The organism is Gluconobacter albidus, from assembly GCF_002723915.1.
GTDB lineage: Bacteria > Pseudomonadota > Alphaproteobacteria > Acetobacterales > Acetobacteraceae > Gluconobacter > Gluconobacter albidus.
In genome coordinates, this window is sequence record NZ_BEWL01000008.1 from 1 (window position 1) to 15,916 (window position 15,916).

Annotated in this window: 14 protein-coding genes; 9 read left to right on the forward strand and 5 right to left on the reverse strand. The window is 48.9% G+C overall.

What is annotated here, in order from left to right:
* Positions 1–147: 147 nt before the first annotated feature.
* On the reverse strand, positions 148–636 hold the full coding sequence (gene bfr, locus GAL01_RS10045) for a bacterioferritin (protein WP_062028124.1): 489 nt from the start codon (positions 634–636) through the stop codon (positions 148–150).
* Between the two features lie 503 nt (positions 637–1,139).
* On the opposite strand from bfr, the gene GAL01_RS10050 reads away from it, so the two are divergent.
* Both GAL01_RS10050 and GAL01_RS10055 read left to right on the forward strand, forming a co-directional pair.
* Entirely contained in the window at positions 1,140–2,225 is a 1,086-nt protein-coding gene (locus tag GAL01_RS10050) for a hypothetical protein (protein ID WP_082790638.1), read from the forward strand.
* Positions 2,226–2,532: 307 nt separating this feature from the next.
* Positions 2,533–4,104: a TolC family protein gene (locus GAL01_RS10055; protein ID WP_174694481.1), complete on the forward strand. Its 1,572-nt coding sequence runs from the start codon at positions 2,533–2,535 to the stop codon at positions 4,102–4,104.
* 84 nt (positions 4,105–4,188) lie between these two features.
* On the opposite strand, the gene GAL01_RS10060 is transcribed toward GAL01_RS10055, so the two are convergent.
* The 3 genes from GAL01_RS10060 to GAL01_RS10070 all read right to left on the reverse strand — a co-directional run bounded on the left by GAL01_RS10060 (position 4,189) and on the right by GAL01_RS10070 (position 7,165).
* Complete coding sequence (locus tag GAL01_RS10060) at positions 4,189–4,614, reverse strand: hypothetical protein (RefSeq protein WP_174694475.1); 426 nt, start codon at positions 4,612–4,614, stop codon at positions 4,189–4,191.
* Positions 4,615–4,788: 174 nt separating this feature from the next.
* A complete protein-coding gene (locus GAL01_RS10065) occupies positions 4,789–6,024 on the reverse strand; it encodes an MFS transporter (RefSeq protein ID WP_082790640.1) in 1,236 nt (411 codons plus the stop codon).
* A 13-nt stretch (positions 6,025–6,037) separates the two neighbouring features.
* Complete coding sequence (locus GAL01_RS10070) at positions 6,038–7,165, reverse strand: alkene reductase (protein ID WP_062028126.1); 1,128 nt, start codon at positions 7,163–7,165, stop codon at positions 6,038–6,040.
* 118 nt (positions 7,166–7,283) lie between these two features.
* Here GAL01_RS10070 and GAL01_RS10075 point away from each other — a divergent pair, with 118 nt between their 5' ends.
* From GAL01_RS10075 to GAL01_RS10095, 5 genes are all read left to right on the forward strand, one after another.
* Positions 7,284–8,192, forward strand: a complete 909-nt coding sequence (locus GAL01_RS10075; RefSeq protein WP_062028128.1) for a LysR family transcriptional regulator — start codon at positions 7,284–7,286, stop codon at positions 8,190–8,192.
* Between the two features lie 146 nt (positions 8,193–8,338).
* Positions 8,339–8,956 carry a YceI family protein gene (locus GAL01_RS10080; protein ID WP_082790641.1) on the forward strand — a complete coding sequence of 206 codons (618 nt, stop codon included), beginning with the start codon at positions 8,339–8,341 and terminating at the stop codon, positions 8,954–8,956.
* Between the two features lie 5 nt (positions 8,957–8,961).
* A complete protein-coding gene (locus GAL01_RS10085) occupies positions 8,962–9,573 on the forward strand; it encodes a cytochrome b (RefSeq protein ID WP_062028130.1) in 612 nt (203 codons plus the stop codon).
* 4 nt (positions 9,574–9,577) lie between these two features.
* Positions 9,578–10,156 (forward strand): YceI family protein, encoded by a 579-nt coding sequence (locus tag GAL01_RS10090; protein ID WP_062028176.1) that lies wholly within the window; start codon positions 9,578–9,580, stop codon positions 10,154–10,156.
* 210 nt (positions 10,157–10,366) lie between these two features.
* The gene (locus GAL01_RS10095) at positions 10,367–10,777 is read left to right on the forward strand and encodes a DoxX family protein (protein ID WP_086649690.1); all 411 of its coding nucleotides are present in this window, start codon (positions 10,367–10,369) and stop codon (positions 10,775–10,777) included.
* A gap of 30 nt (positions 10,778–10,807) precedes the next feature.
* Here the strand turns inward: GAL01_RS10095 and GAL01_RS10100 are convergent, their stop codons facing one another.
* Positions 10,808–11,728 carry a LysR family transcriptional regulator gene (locus GAL01_RS10100; RefSeq protein WP_062028134.1) on the reverse strand — a complete coding sequence of 307 codons (921 nt, stop codon included), beginning with the start codon at positions 11,726–11,728 and terminating at the stop codon, positions 10,808–10,810.
* A 256-nt stretch (positions 11,729–11,984) separates the two neighbouring features.
* On the opposite strand from GAL01_RS10100, the gene GAL01_RS10105 reads away from it, so the two are divergent.
* Complete coding sequence (locus tag GAL01_RS10105) at positions 11,985–12,833, forward strand: alpha/beta fold hydrolase (protein WP_062028136.1); 849 nt, start codon at positions 11,985–11,987, stop codon at positions 12,831–12,833.
* A gap of 310 nt (positions 12,834–13,143) precedes the next feature.
* On the forward strand, positions 13,144–15,864 hold the full coding sequence (locus GAL01_RS10110) for a decarboxylase (protein ID WP_082790642.1): 2,721 nt from the start codon (positions 13,144–13,146) through the stop codon (positions 15,862–15,864).
* Positions 15,865–15,916: the final 52 nt, after the last annotated feature.

The following is a 15,916-nucleotide window of genomic DNA, read 5'->3' on the forward strand; positions in this document are numbered from 1 at the left end:
ACCGTGGAATAGCAGGTAGGCTCAGAACATATTTATTAGTGGGTAGTTCTTTTCTTCTTTTTAGCCTTGAGGCTGATCATGTCTCTCAACGCCTCGTCGCATAAAGGGCAACCCGGACGATACCGGGTTGCCTGAAAAAATATGTGCTTACTCCTGGTCGGGAGCAGCTGCAGAATTTTTATGAATATAACGTTCAATTCCAATCTGTTTAATTAGATCGAACTGCCGATCAATGAAATCTTCATGCTCTTCTTCGTTAACAAGAATTTTTAAAAGCAAATCGCGTGAAACATAATCGCGTACACTTTCACAGTAAGCGATACCTTCCCTAAGATCCTGAATAGCTTTCTCTTCGAGCTTCAGATCACATTCGAGAACTTCCTGAACTGTTTGACCAATGAGAATTGAATTCAGGCGCTGCACATTTGGCAAACCACCCAAAAATAGGATTCTCTCGATCAGCCAATCTGCATGACGCATTTCCTCAATAGACTCTTCATATTCTTTTTTGCCGAGATGAGTCACTCCCCAGTGTCTCAACATTCGGGCGTGAAGAAAATACTGATTGATTGCTGTCAGTTCATTTGTGAGCTGCGTATTGAGATGCTCGATAACCACCGGATCTTTAATAGCCATTTTCTAGACTCCCTAAAAATAAAATTTTATCGAAAAAAGCTCATAAAAGAAAATTATATCTCTACGAAATCTGAATTCTTGCCGCGGCATTTTGTAGTGGATTTCTTCAAAACGCCTGCCCAGCGAGCATTCAAATTCATCAAACCGTGATAAAGGCGCGTTGTTTCGACCAGTACTCTGTTTTTCTCATAGGCTAATCAGTTCCACATTAGTGGCTATAATTTCAATCAATAGTCATACATCCTGCGGCCGTACACACGGATTGAAATTTGGAGCTGAAAATTTTTGGACTTCTTTCCCTCGTCATGTGAAAGATAGCGCTCGTAATTTATTTTTGCAGACTCCTGCGAAAAATCCAACCGACTAAGAAAAATTTTTGTTTTTTTACCTAAAATACACTTATTGCAATAAATAAACAATATCCTTGACAGGAAAATATTGTTTATTATTATAATTTATTCAATAAAATAAAATCCATTATACAAAAACATAGAGACTGTCGAATGCACAAAATTAAAAAAGCAATTTATATATCTTTCACTTTAATTTTAGGGGGATGTTATAATATTGGCTCTCAAAGGCTTGGTAAGGACCAGGATGAATATTCCATATCTATTATAGAATCCAACAAAAGACAAACACTGCAAAATCTTATCAGGCTGCGATATGCTGATACTCCCGGTCTTCTAGACACGACACAATTAATCTCAGGTTATCAGTTTCAGCAAAGTGCTTTCCTGGGGGTTGCTTCAGATACATTCCCCATTCGTCCAAATGGAGGAATAGCTGCGCAATTGCAGCAGAATCCAACATTTACGTTTCAGCCCGTTACTGGAGATGCTTACGCGCATAGCTTCTTGAGTCCTCTTTCTCCAGCCAGCTTATTACCTCTTGCTATGGGAGGGTTGCCAATTGATGTTCTGTTGCAGCTTTCAGCTCAATCAATCAATTCAATGAGCAATAATAGACCATTTTCAAAAAATGCCGGAGATATGGATAGTAATAGTAATTATAAAATAGAAGAATTTTTTGAATTAATACATAATCTAAGATTACTTCAGGCTGCGGGGTTGTTGGAAATCCAGCTTCAAAAATATCCAAAAATCAAAGATAAATCTTATGAAACAAGCCATGTTTTTCTAAATATATACCCGACACAAAATCCTAATTTAGAAAAAATAACGCAAAATACCAAAAAATTATTGAATTTTTCTCCTAAATACAAACATATGGAGGTTGTATATGGTTCTGGAACTCCAAAGCCAGGAGAGATCAATATTTTATCCCGAAGCATGCTGTCAATATTGGGGCAGATTGCATACCAAATAAATATTCCTGAAGATAAATTATCTTCAGGAGGGACGGAAAAATCAATAGATGATAAAGAAAATTCTATTGTAAATATTAAATATGGAAAAATAAAACCACAAAATCAATTTGTTTCTGTGTATTATGATAGATACTATTACTGGATTGATAGGCAAGATTTTAAAAGCAAGCTTGCTTTCACAATCACTCAAATGCTTTTGGAGCTATCGAAGACTACTCAATCTTCGGGAGCGATTGTAACGATACCTGTAAATAAATAAAAAACCTAATTAATATCTGGCTGCTTTCCGCTTGTTCTCTACTTTGTGGGGTGGTACCGCTCGCGATCGGTTCCCGTTTGACGGGCGGACTACCCATATTGTCGAGCTTTTCCCCAAATGGCTTTCAATTCCTGTAAGTAGATGGAAAATGTGTATGTGCAGGCCTTGGATTGGCAATAGAGCGACAAGCGAATATGATTTATCCAGCTTGCACAGTTATTTGAGAAAATGGGTAAATCTATAATATAAAAAATTTTTTAAAATTGATATTATAAGGATAAAACATAATTCAGGAGAAATTAAATTGATAAATTATAAGAAAAAATTATTTTTCATTACTGTATTTTCAATTATTTTATCGGGGTGTGCATCTTCCGAATTGGATACTGCTCCCTCTGGTCCTGATCATCCTTGGCAGCCTAATGTTACTTCTGCAGGTGTGATTGTTCCAGGAAAAGCAAGAAAAGTATCAAAGTTATCATTTCCAGGAAAATATACTCTTCCTTCAAATCCAGATGCTATCGTTCAGGGGAGTATGCAACTGATCGATGATCGAAAAAAATCAATTTATACCTTGGCAGAATTGATTGATATTTCACAATCTTCTAATCCGCAGACAAGAAAGGCCTGGGATGCTGCGCGGGATGCTGCGCTGGCTGTTGGAATTATTAAAAGTACGTATCTACCCACATTGACAGCAACCGTTGTAGGGGGATGGTCTCGGGCAAGAAGTCAGACTACCGATGCGTCTCTTGATACAGATGAATATGGGTCTATCGGTATTAACGGTACTCCGAGGCGGCGCAGTTCAGGTACTGCGGAAGTGCAGACTGTAGGGTTGCGCTGGTTGCTGTTTGATTTTGGACGTAGAGAAGCATTGATTGGCGCTGCACGTCAGGCGCAATTGGCCACAAACGTTCTTTTTACAGGCGTTCATCAGAAAATAATTTATAGTGTCACAACTGCTTTTTATGCACATGCGGCGGCATTTACTCGCGCCCAACTTTTACAAACATCTCTCGAAAATGCAGAGCATGTTCAAGCAGCAGCAGAAGCAAGGCTGAAGCAGGGGCAGGGAACAATTATGGATGTCACACAGGCACGGCAGGTTACCGCACAGGTTAATCTGCGTCTTGTGCAGGCCCAGGGTGAGGAGCAGAACACCTATCTCGCGTTACTCAACACTATGGGCGTCTCAACGAATTCGCATCTCAATCTTGAAGATGTATCCGGCCGCTCCCTGTCGCTGGAAGACGTGCGTTTGAGCGACGAGGTGGTGAAGGAGGCAGTCGGGCGTCGCCCGGATGTTTTGGCTGCCTATGCGGCAGCGCGTTCTGCTCACAGCCGTATTTCTGCAGCACGGGCAGCATTTCTTCCAAGTGTTTTTATGACGGGTAACGTGGCGTATTCAACAGGGCAAACAAGCCTGACCTCCATACCGAGTGCTAGCGACAGTGTTTCTCCAACGCTCAATCTTTCGGGAAATCGTTTCAGCACCTTGATTCTCGGGGGAATCAGCGTTCCTATTTTTGATGGTGGTTTGCGCTCTGCCATTGTCAAACGTGCGCAGGATCAGGAAGACAGCGCAGAAGCCACGCTTCGGCAGACAGTAAATGGCGCGGTTCAGCAGATCGTTCTGGCAGAGAATGCCCTTCATACAAGCCTTCAGGCCTACGAGGCGGCGTCCAAACTTCGTGTGGCGTCACAAACGAATTTTGATGCAGCTTTGGTGTCCTATCGCGCGGGAACTGGATCAGTGACGCAGGCTGAACTGGCGCAGAATGGGCTTCTGGATGCCAATATCAGTCGATCGGATGCTTATTATGCCGCGCTGATTGCGGCTGCGGGGCTGGCTTTTGGAACGGGTTCGTTGGGCTAGGGTTTGTCAGGCTGGGTCGTTTTCTGAGCGATAAGCTCTCATGTTCATGAGGGCTTATCGCATAAATATTATGCTGACTGGGTTTTACCAGCCCCAACCCGGGCCGAAACCATAGTCCGGGCCGAAGCCGTCTCCCCAGGGGCCCCAGTCTCCCCAATTCCATTGAGCATCCTGATAGTCTTCTGCGGTCGTCTGCTGTTCGTTGGCGATGCTCTGCTGCTGCTGGTACGCAAGGTAGCGACCGTAAGCGGCCTGATTCCCCACATAGAGGCACCCGCAGACTGTTGGATCGGCGTAGACATAGGTGACTGTGTTGCCGTGTATCCGGCGCACGAAGTGATGCGCTGGGAGTTTCTTCAGCATGGCAATCTGCTGTGGCGTTGAGGCGGGTTTCAACAGAAATCCTGCCGCAGCGAGGTGATCGTCTTTTTGGGTAGCAATCTGCTGAGGGGATTCGCAGGCAGAAAGTGCAGCCATACAAACAAGTGAGGCTAAAAAGGTTTTCTTCATTATTAAGTCTCCGTAAATAAATTCATGTATCTGTTGCCGTGCCGATCTTTATATTGCGGCATAGATATTTATGTAAAAGCCGTTCAAAAGTTCCCGGTAGGTAGGGTTTTTTGCAAAACGCCTGGAAACCGACCGGCTAGAGCTCGTTGTCGGAATGGAAATAATATTCGAATGTTATATCTGTTCAGGCTGCTTTTTTGACAGCGTTTGACCGTGCAGCTGAAGCAGGGTGGCTGACAGGGCCAGTGCCATGCCGAGCATGACGGTACCAGTCCAGCCATATGGTTGCCATGTCCAGATCGCCGCAGCCGAGCCGCCTGCCCCTCCCAGAAACATCGTGCCCATAAAGATCGTGTTCAGTCGTGCGCGGGCCTGTGGGCGCAGCGCGTAAACAACATGCTGGTTGGAAATGAGAGCACTCTGGATCGCAAAATCCAGCACGATGACGCCTGCGATCAGGCCGGCCAGTGAGGTCCACAAACCGAAGATAATCCACGCCACAAGTGTCAATGCTGCCCCCAGAATGATGATCCGGTGGGGACCGTGCCGATCTGCGATCTGCCCAGAAAGGGGCGCGGCGAGAATTCCAACTGCTCCGACAATACCGAAGAGGCCCGCGGCATCAGCCCCAAGGCCGAAGCGGGGCTGTTGCAGGCGGAGGGCAAGCGTCGTCCAGAAAACGCTGAAAGCAGCAAACAGAAAGCCCTGCGTGAGAGCGGCGAGGCGCAGGGCGGAGAATTCCTTCCACAATCCGCCGAGGGACACCAGCAGTTGTCCGTAATTGAGGCTGGTATCGGCGGGGCGGTGCGTGGGTAGCCGCCAGGCCATCAGGGCTCCGGCACCCAGAGCAATAGGCACGGCCAGCCAGAACATGTCGCGCCAGTCGGAATATGTCGCAACTACGCCTGCCAGGGTCCGGCTTAGCAGGATACCGCCCAGAAGCCCTGCCATGACAATGCCAATTGTATGGCCACGGCGTTCAGGAGAAGACAGGTGTGCGGCAAACGGGACAATCTGCTGTGCCACGGTTGCCATGGCTCCCACGGCAAGGGAGGCGACAAGCAGGATGGCGGCACTGGGCGCCAAAGCTGCTCCTGCGAGGGCGAGAGACAGCAGCATGAACTGGCAGGCGATCAGCCGCCTGCGTTCCAGAAGGTCGCCTACTGGAACAAGAAGGAAGAGCCCTGCGGCATAACCAAGCTGGGTAACGGTTGGGATAAGGCCTGTGAAGGGGCCGGGTAGGTCGCGCTGCATGACGCCCAGCATGGGCTGGTTGTAATAGATGTTGGCGACCGCAACACCGGCCGCAACAGCCATTCCCAGCGTCAGAAATCCGGAAAGAGGCGCTGCCGGTTCGCGACCTGCTCCGGAAGCGCGTATTGCGGAATTCTGAAGGGATGCGTCGTCCATCACGGGAAATACCTTATCTGATTGTCGGCCGAGATGAGAGGTTTGACGGTTCGTTCTCTTCATCGCTGAATGTCGGATAGTCCGTATAGCCATGAAAATCACCGCCATAGAATGTTGAACGGTCATATCGGTTTAATGGCCAGTGATTCCGTAGCCGCAGGACCAGATCCGGGTTGGCGATGAAGGCGCGTCCAAATGCAATTAGGTCTGCATCGCCAGATTCCAGAAGCTTTTCGGCGCTTTCGCTCGTAAAGCCGCCTGCCGCGATGATGGTTCGGGAAAAGAGCGGACGCAGGACAGACACATCGACCGGGTCGGGTTCCGCATCGGTGCCGATCCTTGGCTGCACGATATGCAGATAGGCGACTCCCATGGTTTGCAGCATCGAGGCGACATAGCTGAATGTGGCGTGTCTGTTGCTGTCGGACATCGCCCCGTAAGACCCGCTGGGGGTGAGGCGTACGCCGACGCGATCGGCCCCCCATACGTCAATGGCGGCCTGAGTGATTTCCTGAAGAAAACGGGCGCGATTTTCGATCGGTCCACCATAGGCGTCGGTCCGGGTATTCGTGCCATCCTGCAGGAACTGATCGGGCAGATAGCCGTTGGCGCCGTGGATTTCCACGCCATCAAATCCTGCCTGCAGGGCTCGTGTTGCGGCTTGACGGTAGGCTTCGATCAGGGAGGAGATTTCATTGAGTTCCAGAGCGCGGGGGGTGTCGTACGGGACCGGGCCGTCGAGCGTCCATGCCGTGCCATCCGCCCTGATGGCGGAGGGGGCCAGAGGTGCCGCGCCACCGGGTTGGAGACTGCGGGCGGACTGACGGCCGACATGCCATAGTTGCAGGAACATGCGTCCCCCTTTGGCGTGGACCGCATCCGTGATGCGTTTCCAGCCGGGGATCTGTGCGTCATCGTAAATTCCGGCGGCACGTTCAAAACCATATCCCGTCAGGGCAACGGGAGAGGCCTCGGAAATGAGCAGACCGCCCGGCGTGGCGCGCTGGGTATAGTATTCGAGCATCAGGTCGTTGGGCAGATTGCCGATGCTTGAGCGCATTCTGGTCAGGGGCGCCATGATGATGCGGTGTTCAAGCCGCATGGGGCCTACGAATTTCGGGGAAAAGAGAAGATCGGCCATGGGAAACAGTCCTGTGTGAAACGCGCCATCGGCGCCGTGTTCCAGAGGATGGATATTTCCGTATTGGATTGGCAGTGGTTATTCCAGTATAAATAGAATTCCATAATGGAATACTAAAATGGATCGTCTGCAGGCCATGACCGTTTTTGTACGGGTCGTTGAGAGTGGCTCTTTCTCCGCTGCGGCGCGGCTGATGCATCTCGGGCAGCCGGCGGTCTCGAAGGCCGTCGCCCAGCTTGAACGGCAGCTGGGTGTGCAGCTTCTTCTGCGCTCCGCACATGGTCTGACACCGACCGATGCAGGACAGCGTTATTTCGAGCGTGTTGTCCGGATCGTGTCCGATGCAGAGGACGCGGATGCTGCTGCACGTGACAGTACGCTCAGTTTGCAGGGAAGGCTCCGGGTGGCGGTTCCGACAACCTTCGGACGCATTCAGATCGTGCCCCGTCTTGGAGAGCTTCTGAAGGAGCATCCCCAACTGAAAATGGATATCGAACTCGATGACCGGCGGGTGGATCTCGTGATGGAAGGGATAGATGTTGCCATTCGCGTGGGGCCTCTGAATGACAGCACGATGATTGCAAAGCGCCTTGCGAGAGGGCGCCGTTCCGTTCTCGCAACGCCGCAGTATCTGGAACAGTCCCTGGCTCTCGAGACGCCGGAAGACCTGGGTCTGCATCAGGCTGTCACTTATGCGCGGGATGATGGGGTCAGATACACGTTCCGCCAGCAGGAAAGGGAGATGACCGCAACCCTGAGACCGCGCCTGAACCTGAGCGCGGCTGAAGGAATCCGGGCCGCCGTACTTGCAGATCTGGGCCTGACCATTGCGGCGGACTGGATGTTCCGGCCGGAACTGGAGTGCGGAACGGTGGTGCGCTGCCTGACAGACTGGTCCCTGCCGCCTGTTGATCTGTGGGTGGTTTATCCTTCGGGCAGGCTGACGAGCGCCAAGGCTCGGGCTTTCTCGGATTTTGTAGCGGGAGTGATTGGAGACCTGGAAATGGTGCCGCGTTCCATGCACTAAAATCAGGAAACAATGAGTTTCCGTTGTTTTTATTTATTGCTTAATTCGTCTCGCGTAATTCTCGGGTCAACAAGGATGCACGACAGGCTCTTCCGGGGGCCTGGTTCTCTGTCCCTGCTTCTTCATTCTGACCAGAGATTCCCGACATGAAATCCTCTTTTTTCCTGCTTTCCCTAGCCGCTCTGACTTTTGCATCCGGCATTCCCCATCCGGCATCGGCTCAGGTCGTAACGGACCCGGGGCAGGTTCAGTCCGGCACCTATGACGTCGAATCCAGCCATACACAGGTTGGTTTTTCCGTCCTGCATTTTGGTTTCACGAACTACCAGGGCGTTTTTTCGGATGTTTCCGGGACGCTGGATCTTAATGATAAAAATCCTGCGGCGTCCCATCTTTCCGTGACTATCCCGGTTGGATCGGTTCAGACGACCAGCGCCAAGCTGACCGAAGAACTCAAGGGCGACCAATGGTTCAATGCCGCGCAGTATTCGAATGCGACGTTTGAATCCACCTCCGTCCGACGTACGGGCAAGGCCGATGCCATTGTGACGGGCAATCTGACGCTACATGGTGTCACAAAACCCGAGACGCTGAAGGTTCATTTCATCGGTGCAGGCGTGAACGCGCTCGACAAGAAATATACGACCGGTTTTGAAGCCACGGGCACCATCAAGCGCAGCGATTTCGGTGTGAAGATGTATGTCCCGTATGTCAGCGATGCCGTGCAGCTGCGGATCGCCGGCGCTTTTGAAAAGCAGGGCTGAGTTCTATGGCCGTGCCCGCAAACCAGAGCCGCGGGATCAAGCGATATACCGGTGTGGCGATCATCCTTCACTGGCTGATCGCTGCGGGGATCCTGACCCTGATCATTATGGGACTGGTCATGGATCATCTGTCTCTCGACCCGATGCGGGTTTTCCAGTTGTACCAGCTTCACAAGTCGATTGGCATTACTGGCATGATGCTGATTGCCCTGCGCATCGTCTGGCGCCTGACGCACAGGGCGCCGGGACTTCCCGCTGACATGAAGGGTTTCGAGCGTGTGGCGGCCCATCTGACGCATGCCGCCCTGTATGGCCTGCAGACGCTCATGCCGCTGAGTGGGTGGGCGATGGTGTCGGTGTCCGTTCTGGGGATTCCCACCGTTCTGTATGGCACCATTCCCTGGCCCGATCTGCCCGTGCTTTCAACGTTGCAGGACAAGCCGCCCGTCGAAGCCACACTGAAAGTCGTTCATCATTGGGGTGGCTGGTTTCTGCTGGCGCTGATTGGTCTGCACGTTGCCGCGGCCCTTCGTCATCATTTCTTTCTGAACGATCACGTTCTGCGACAGATGCTTCCTGCCATAGGCAGAAAATCTGGTTCCAGACATGGAGACTGACATCATGGCTTTTTTTAAAAAAGCAGCCTTTTCAGCGCTTGCCATGAGCTTTTTGGCCGCGACACCTGTTTTCGCCGCAGACTGGACGATTGATCCTGCTCACAGCATCATTGGTTTTTCAGGAACGCAGACTGGCAATACCTTTACAGGACATTTCGGAAAATTCGACGGAACCGTTTCTCTCGATCCTGCTCATCCCGAAGACGGGCATGCGACAATCACGATCAATATTGCAAGTGCTACGACAGCGGACAGGCAGCGTGATAGTGCCATGCCCAGGAGTGACTGGTTCAATGTCGCCAGTTTCCCAACCGCGACGTTTGAAGCCCGCAGCTTCCGGGCCAAAGGGGGCAATGCGTACGAAGCTGTTGGGACGCTCACGATCCGTGGTGTCAGCAGGCCCGAAACTCTGCCTTTCACACTCGATATCAACGGTCCGACAGCGCACGCCAAAGGCCATCTTGACCTGATCCGCTCCGCTTTTGGTATTGGTCAGGGACCGTGGGCTACCGGACAGTGGGTCGCCCTTCAGGTCGGGGTGACCATTGATATCACAGCAAGCCAGACGTCAGGGAATCCATGACGTCGTTATCCGCTCTGTCAGCATCATGCGATTGTTTCCGGAGCGGGTCTTCAGAGGCTCAATAAATAAAAAATAGGAAACAGATAGTTTCTTTCATTTCCATTTATTGATGTCCGAGGCGAGGATAAAACTGACATCAGCGGTTTAGGAGAACAATGCATCAAATCTCCGACCGAATGTCAGATACTTTCAAACATGAAAGACAAACCGATGAACACGTCCTTTCCGCGCGATCAGGTTCTTTTTGCCTCACGTCTTCTTCTGGCCCTTCTGTTCGTGCTGATGGGATGGAGCAAACTGACGGGCTTTGAGGGCACCGTAGGGTATATGGCTAGCACGGGCGCCCCGGTTCCGACTGTGTCCGCCATTATTGCCATCGTCACCGAACTGGGGATTGGTCTGGCGCTCGTCGTTGGTTTCCTGACAAGACCGCTCTCTCTTCTACTGGCGATTTATACCATCGTTACGGCTTTCATCGGGCATCATTACTGGACGTTCGACGGGGTAGCCCGTTACGATATGTGGATCCATTTCTACAAGAATTTCAGTATCGCAGGTGGTCTTCTCGCTCTTGCGGCTTCAGGATCCGGTCGTTTCTCTGTGGACGCCCTGCGTCGATGAGAGCGTAATTTTGACCGGGTTTGCTGGAACCTATGCGGTTGTTCTGGCCCAGGGCGGATGCTCGAATGCCGAGACCAGATGTTCCATCAAGGCATTGACCCGGAAGGGGCGGAGCGTGCTGCTGGATGTCACGAGATAAAGCGCAATGCTCGCGGCATCCCAGTCTGGCAGGATCTGTTCAAACCGCCCTTCCTGCAGGCCATCCCAGACCATGAATTCCGGAAATAGCCCGAAACCCAGATGCGCTTTCAGTGCTGGCAAAAAAGCCTCAGCATTATCGGCTCTAAAGCGTGAAGCCTGGGAGAGAACATAGTCCTCACCGGTTTTTCGGGATGTGAGGCGCAGCGTACCTGGAGCGGAGGTATTCGTATAAACGAAGCTTTTCTGCCCTTCGAGTTCACGGGGATGTGTCGGACGTCCGATACGATCCAGATAATGCGGAGTTGCGACCAGAAGCAGGCGTACTCCACAGAGATGCCGAGCTCGCAGGGATGAATCCGCCAGAGATGCGATCCTTAAGGCCAGATCATAGCCTTCAGCCACGAGATCGACGAGGGAATCGCTGAAATCCACGGTGATGTCGATATCCGGATATCGCTCAAGAAAGGCCGGAAGTGCGGGCGAGAGATGTCTGATTCCGAAAGTCATGGGAGCGGCGACCCGGATCAGGCCTGAGGGGCGATGGGTACCTCCGCGCGCCTCGCTTTCAGCAGCTTCCGCTTCAGCGAGTATCCGGTTGGCGTGTCCAAGCAGCATACGGCCCGTTTCCGTCACGGACATCTGACGGGAATTACGGCTGAACAGCGCAACGCCCAGAGACTGCTCCAGACGGCTGATGGCTTTCGAGATCGTTGGTTTGGAAAGCTGAAGCTCTTCCGCAGCGCGCACGAAGGAACCACGTTCGGCAACTTTGGCGAAAATGGCCCAGGCCTCGAAATCCGGCAGTCTCATAACAGCAATCCTCAGAACTGAACGTCAGGCAGTATTTCCATATTTTTGATCGAACGTCATGCCGGGACAGGGATTGCTACATAGGGATAGACGTTTCGTAATCAGGACAAATGACAAATAGAAAAAACGGAAACGATTTATTTCTATTATTTCTGTATAAGTCTCTCATTCCGTAGCCTAAGTTTCATGTCGGACACAAAACATGGTGTCGTTACCGACTTCCTGAAAATACAGGTCATTAATAAGGAATTCTCTGATGTCATTCATCAGCACATCCGATGGCGTACAGATTTTTTACAAAGACTGGGGGGCGAAAGAGGCTCAGCCGATTGTTTTCCATCATGGCTGGCCCCTCAGTTCTGATGACTGGGACGCCCAGATGCTCTTTTTCCTACACAAAGGATTTCGCGTGATCGCTCATGACCGTCGCGGACATGGACGTTCGGCTCAGGTCAGTGATGGTCACGACATGGATCATTATGCCGCTGATGTAGCGGCACTTGTCGAGCAGCTTGATCTGAAAAACGCCATTCATATCGGGCACTCCACAGGAGGCGGTGAGGTGGCACGCTATGTCGCAAGATATGGGCAGCCCCGAGATCGCGTTGCCAAAGCCGTTCTCATTAGCGCTGTACCGCCCCTCATGCTCAAAACGGAACGGAGTGTTGAAGGAACGCTTATAGAAGCTCTGAATGGCCTGCGTGACGCACTTGCTGCCAATCGTGCGCAGTTCTTTCTTGATGTCCCAACCGGCCCGTTTTACGGGTTTAATCGGCCAGAGGCGCAGATTTCAGAAGGCACGATCCGGAATTGGTGGCGTCAGGGAAGCATGGGAAGTGCGAAAGCTCATTATGACGGGATAAAGGCATTTTCAGAAACGGATCAGACTGAGGATCTGAAGGCCATAACCGTACCGACGCTTGTTCTTCAGGGTGACGACGATCAGGTTGTCCCTTACCAAAATGCGGCCATTCTCCAGAATCAGCTTCTTCAGAACAGTACATTGAAAATCTATTCAGGCTACTCGCATGGCATGCATACGACACATGCGGCCAACATCAATGCGGATATTCTGACGTTTGTTGGCGGGCAGTCCGTATTTTGAGGCTTCGGATTATGACGGTGATTGGTACTGGAGTGGTGTAGAGCAAACGGGGATCGGGTTCTGCATTTCCGTACAAAAAATACACAGGAAATTTTTTACAGACGACAACTGGAAAGACGCACGTCGAGACGGCATTTGATCGTTTTTAGCCTGCTCAGGCCTGAGCATGTATCGCGAAGTGGTCGGATAAATATCCGGACGTTGTTTCGGGTTGTTGTCTCGTCAAAATTATCAGTTTTTTGTGCATTCTGAGTCTAAATGAAACTTTCAGAGGTTGTTCAACGTTAAATGGGAAAAAGGAAATATTTTAATGATTGTTAATATCTCTGAAAATCATAATTCTCATTCAATGATTAGTGGTGTTTTGGCTACCCCTGAATTACGCGCAGACCGATGGATATCTGTACTTTATCTTGCGAGGAAATGGGAAAAAACAAAAGAAGAATCAATAAAAGAGCAGATATTATCTGTTTTGAAAAATCTGGAAGAAATAGAATTATATTTTTCGTACCCAGGATCTGTTTGTTTTAATCGTTTGAATGATTATTTAAAAGAAGATGACTCAAAAGGCTTTTTGCGTCTTTCACAACGAATTTCAACAACTATCATTTCAAAAAAATTTCATCGTGATGTTTCGGTCTGGGACGTCGAAAACTATGAGGATGATCCTTTTAATAGACTGCCTCAGGCGATATCGCACGTAAAAGCAAAACCATATTTTGAAGTCTTGAGTGTAGTGCCTCATGCTCGTTCGCGTTGGCAGCATATAAAAGAAGAAACACGCGGTGTACGCCGACCTGAAGATGAGTTTATTTATGAAACGGTTGTTATTGGTAATGCTGCCGATGCTCTTAAGGGAATTTTATTAAATTCAGATATTGGGTCAGTGGTTTTATATGAAGGGTTTGAAAAAGGATCTAACGGAAAAGATTCTTTTTTGGAGGTATTCAAAGAAGTAATTGATTTTTCATCTTTAGATGAGGGCGATTTTTTATCACTGCGCCTGGCTCAGGCGATAAAGAAAATTCGACCAGAATTGGATATTTTTCTTTTAAGCGATCAAAGTATTGAATATTTTTCGGGGAAACCAGAAAGCCGTATTTTTAATCGTATTTTCTATCAGATGGAAGAACCTTTAGAGATCCATCTTTCAATTTTAGAAGCGATACACGTTCGTTATAGAACGCCTTTTTTTGATAATTTGAAACGCTATGCAGAACGGCCAATAGCAACATTCCATGCATTGCCGATCGCGCGAGGGAAGTCTGTTTTCACGTCCAATTGGATCAGTGATATGGGCGAGTTTTATGGCCCCAACCTGTTTCTTGCAGAGAGTTCTGCCACGACCGGCGGTCTGGATAGTCTGTTAGAGCCTACGGGTAACATCAAAGATGCACAGGAGATGGCTGCGAAAGCTTTTGGGGCTGATCGCGCGTTTTTTGTCACTAATGGGACATCCACAAGCAATAAAATGGTTTTACAAGCCCTTTTGGTGCCTGGAGACATCGTTATACTGGACCGGAACTGTCATAAGTCCCATCATTATGGTTGTGTTTTATCAGGGGCTCAGCCCTATTACGTTGAAGCTTTCCCTCTTGTTGAATACTCCATGTATGGGGGGGTTCCTCTCAAAACAATCAAACAAAGCCTGTTAAAATTGAAATCCCAAGGGGAACTCGATCGCGTCAAAATGGTCGACCTGACCAACTGTACATTTGATGGTCATGTGTATGATACGCGTCGGGTCATGGAAGAATGTCTGGCAATTAAGCCAGATCTGATTTTTCTGTGGGATGAAGCGTGGTTTGGTTTTGCTCATTGGTCACCGCTACTGCGTCAACGAACGGCCATGGGAGCCGCTTCAGCTATTAGTGAGGCTCTAACGCGGCCTGAGACGTTGGCGGCTTGGGAAGAACAACAGAAGACACTTGGTGAAAATCCCAGTGATGACATGTTGCTGGAAACTCGTCTCGTTCCTGACCCTCGGCGAGTAAATGTTCGCGTTTATCAGACTAATTCCATCCATAAATCCATGTCAGCCTTGCGTCAGGGGTCGATTGTACTGGTTAAGGATGTTAAATTCGAGCATGTTGAATCGCAGTTTCATGAAGCTATTTTCACGCATGCATCAACAAGTCCCAATTTGCAGATTATAGCGTCTCTGGATGTCGCACGGCGGCAGATGCAGCTAGAAGGGTACGGTCTTGTCGCCAATGCGATGAGGATTTCTTTAGAAATTCGCAAGCAGATTAATAACCACCCAGTAATTTCAAAATATTTTAAAGTTCTTAGTAATTCTGAAATGATTCCCGAGGTATTTAGAAAATCCGGTCTTTCTGAGTATAATGATAAAAATATAAGCTGGTCAAAAGCTGTTGAGGCGATCAAAAATGATGAATTTATTATTGATCCAAGTCGAATGACGTTATCTTGTGGCCATGCAGGCTTCGACGGCACCACATTTAAAAATATACTTGCCGATAAATTCAATATTCAGCTCAATAAAACATCAAGAAACAGTGTTCTTCTGCAGTCAAATATAAATAATAATAGAAGCGATATTGCTTTGCTTATTGGGGTATTGAATGATATTTCCATAGATATTGAAAATAAATTTCAAAAAAATGGGAATGAGTATAAAAATAATTTCCAGTCTTCTGTTGATGAGTTGATATACAACTTACCAGATCTGCCAAATTTCAGTAGATTTGATGATCGTTATCGTGATGATCCGGAATCTCATACACTGCATGGGGATATTCGTAGTGCATTTTATGACGCCTATGATGAGTCTGGATGTGAGTATATTCTCCTAAATAGTTCTGAAATCGAGAAAAGATTAGAATCAGGCCCGACATTGGTCTCGGCTAATTTTGTTATTCCATATCCTCCAGGGTTTCCAATCATGGTTCCTGGTCAAGTCATAACCGAAGAAATTATTACGTTTATGAGGAAATTGGACGTAAAAGAAATTCACGGATTTAATAAAGACTTAGGTTTGAAGCTTTTAAAGAAAAAAATTGCTGAATGAAATTCATAGTCTGAAAGGCGGCTCTCGCATTTCGTGAAATAAGGAATATTTT

What these genes read in the sequence shown, in the direction of transcription:
- GAL01_RS10095 (WP_086649690.1), top strand. Translation starts at nt 10,367, where the DNA reads ATGAACACGTCCTTTCCGCGCGATCAGGTTCTTTTTGCCTCACGTCTT.
- GAL01_RS10100 (WP_062028134.1), bottom strand. Translation starts at nt 11,728, where the DNA reads ATGAGACTGCCGGATTTCGAGGCCTGGGCCATTTTCGCCAAAGTTGCC.
- GAL01_RS10105 (WP_062028136.1), top strand. Translation starts at nt 11,985, where the DNA reads ATGTCATTCATCAGCACATCCGATGGCGTACAGATTTTTTACAAAGAC.
- GAL01_RS10090 (WP_062028176.1), top strand. Translation starts at nt 9,578, where the DNA reads ATGGCTTTTTTTAAAAAAGCAGCCTTTTCAGCGCTTGCCATGAGCTTT.
- GAL01_RS10060 (WP_174694475.1), bottom strand. Translation starts at nt 4,614, where the DNA reads ATGAAGAAAACCTTTTTAGCCTCACTTGTTTGTATGGCTGCACTTTCT.
- bfr (WP_062028124.1), bottom strand. Translation starts at nt 636, where the DNA reads ATGGCTATTAAAGATCCGGTGGTTATCGAGCATCTCAATACGCAGCTC.
- GAL01_RS10050 (WP_082790638.1), top strand. Translation starts at nt 1,140, where the DNA reads ATGCACAAAATTAAAAAAGCAATTTATATATCTTTCACTTTAATTTTA.
- GAL01_RS10080 (WP_082790641.1), top strand. Translation starts at nt 8,339, where the DNA reads ATGAAATCCTCTTTTTTCCTGCTTTCCCTAGCCGCTCTGACTTTTGCA.
- GAL01_RS10065 (WP_082790640.1), bottom strand. Translation starts at nt 6,024, where the DNA reads ATGGACGACGCATCCCTTCAGAATTCCGCAATACGCGCTTCCGGAGCA.
- GAL01_RS10075 (WP_062028128.1), top strand. Translation starts at nt 7,284, where the DNA reads ATGGATCGTCTGCAGGCCATGACCGTTTTTGTACGGGTCGTTGAGAGT.
- GAL01_RS10070 (WP_062028126.1), bottom strand. Translation starts at nt 7,165, where the DNA reads ATGGCCGATCTTCTCTTTTCCCCGAAATTCGTAGGCCCCATGCGGCTT.
- GAL01_RS10085 (WP_062028130.1), top strand. Translation starts at nt 8,962, where the DNA reads ATGGCCGTGCCCGCAAACCAGAGCCGCGGGATCAAGCGATATACCGGT.
- GAL01_RS10110 (WP_082790642.1), top strand. Translation starts at nt 13,144, where the DNA reads ATGATTGTTAATATCTCTGAAAATCATAATTCTCATTCAATGATTAGT.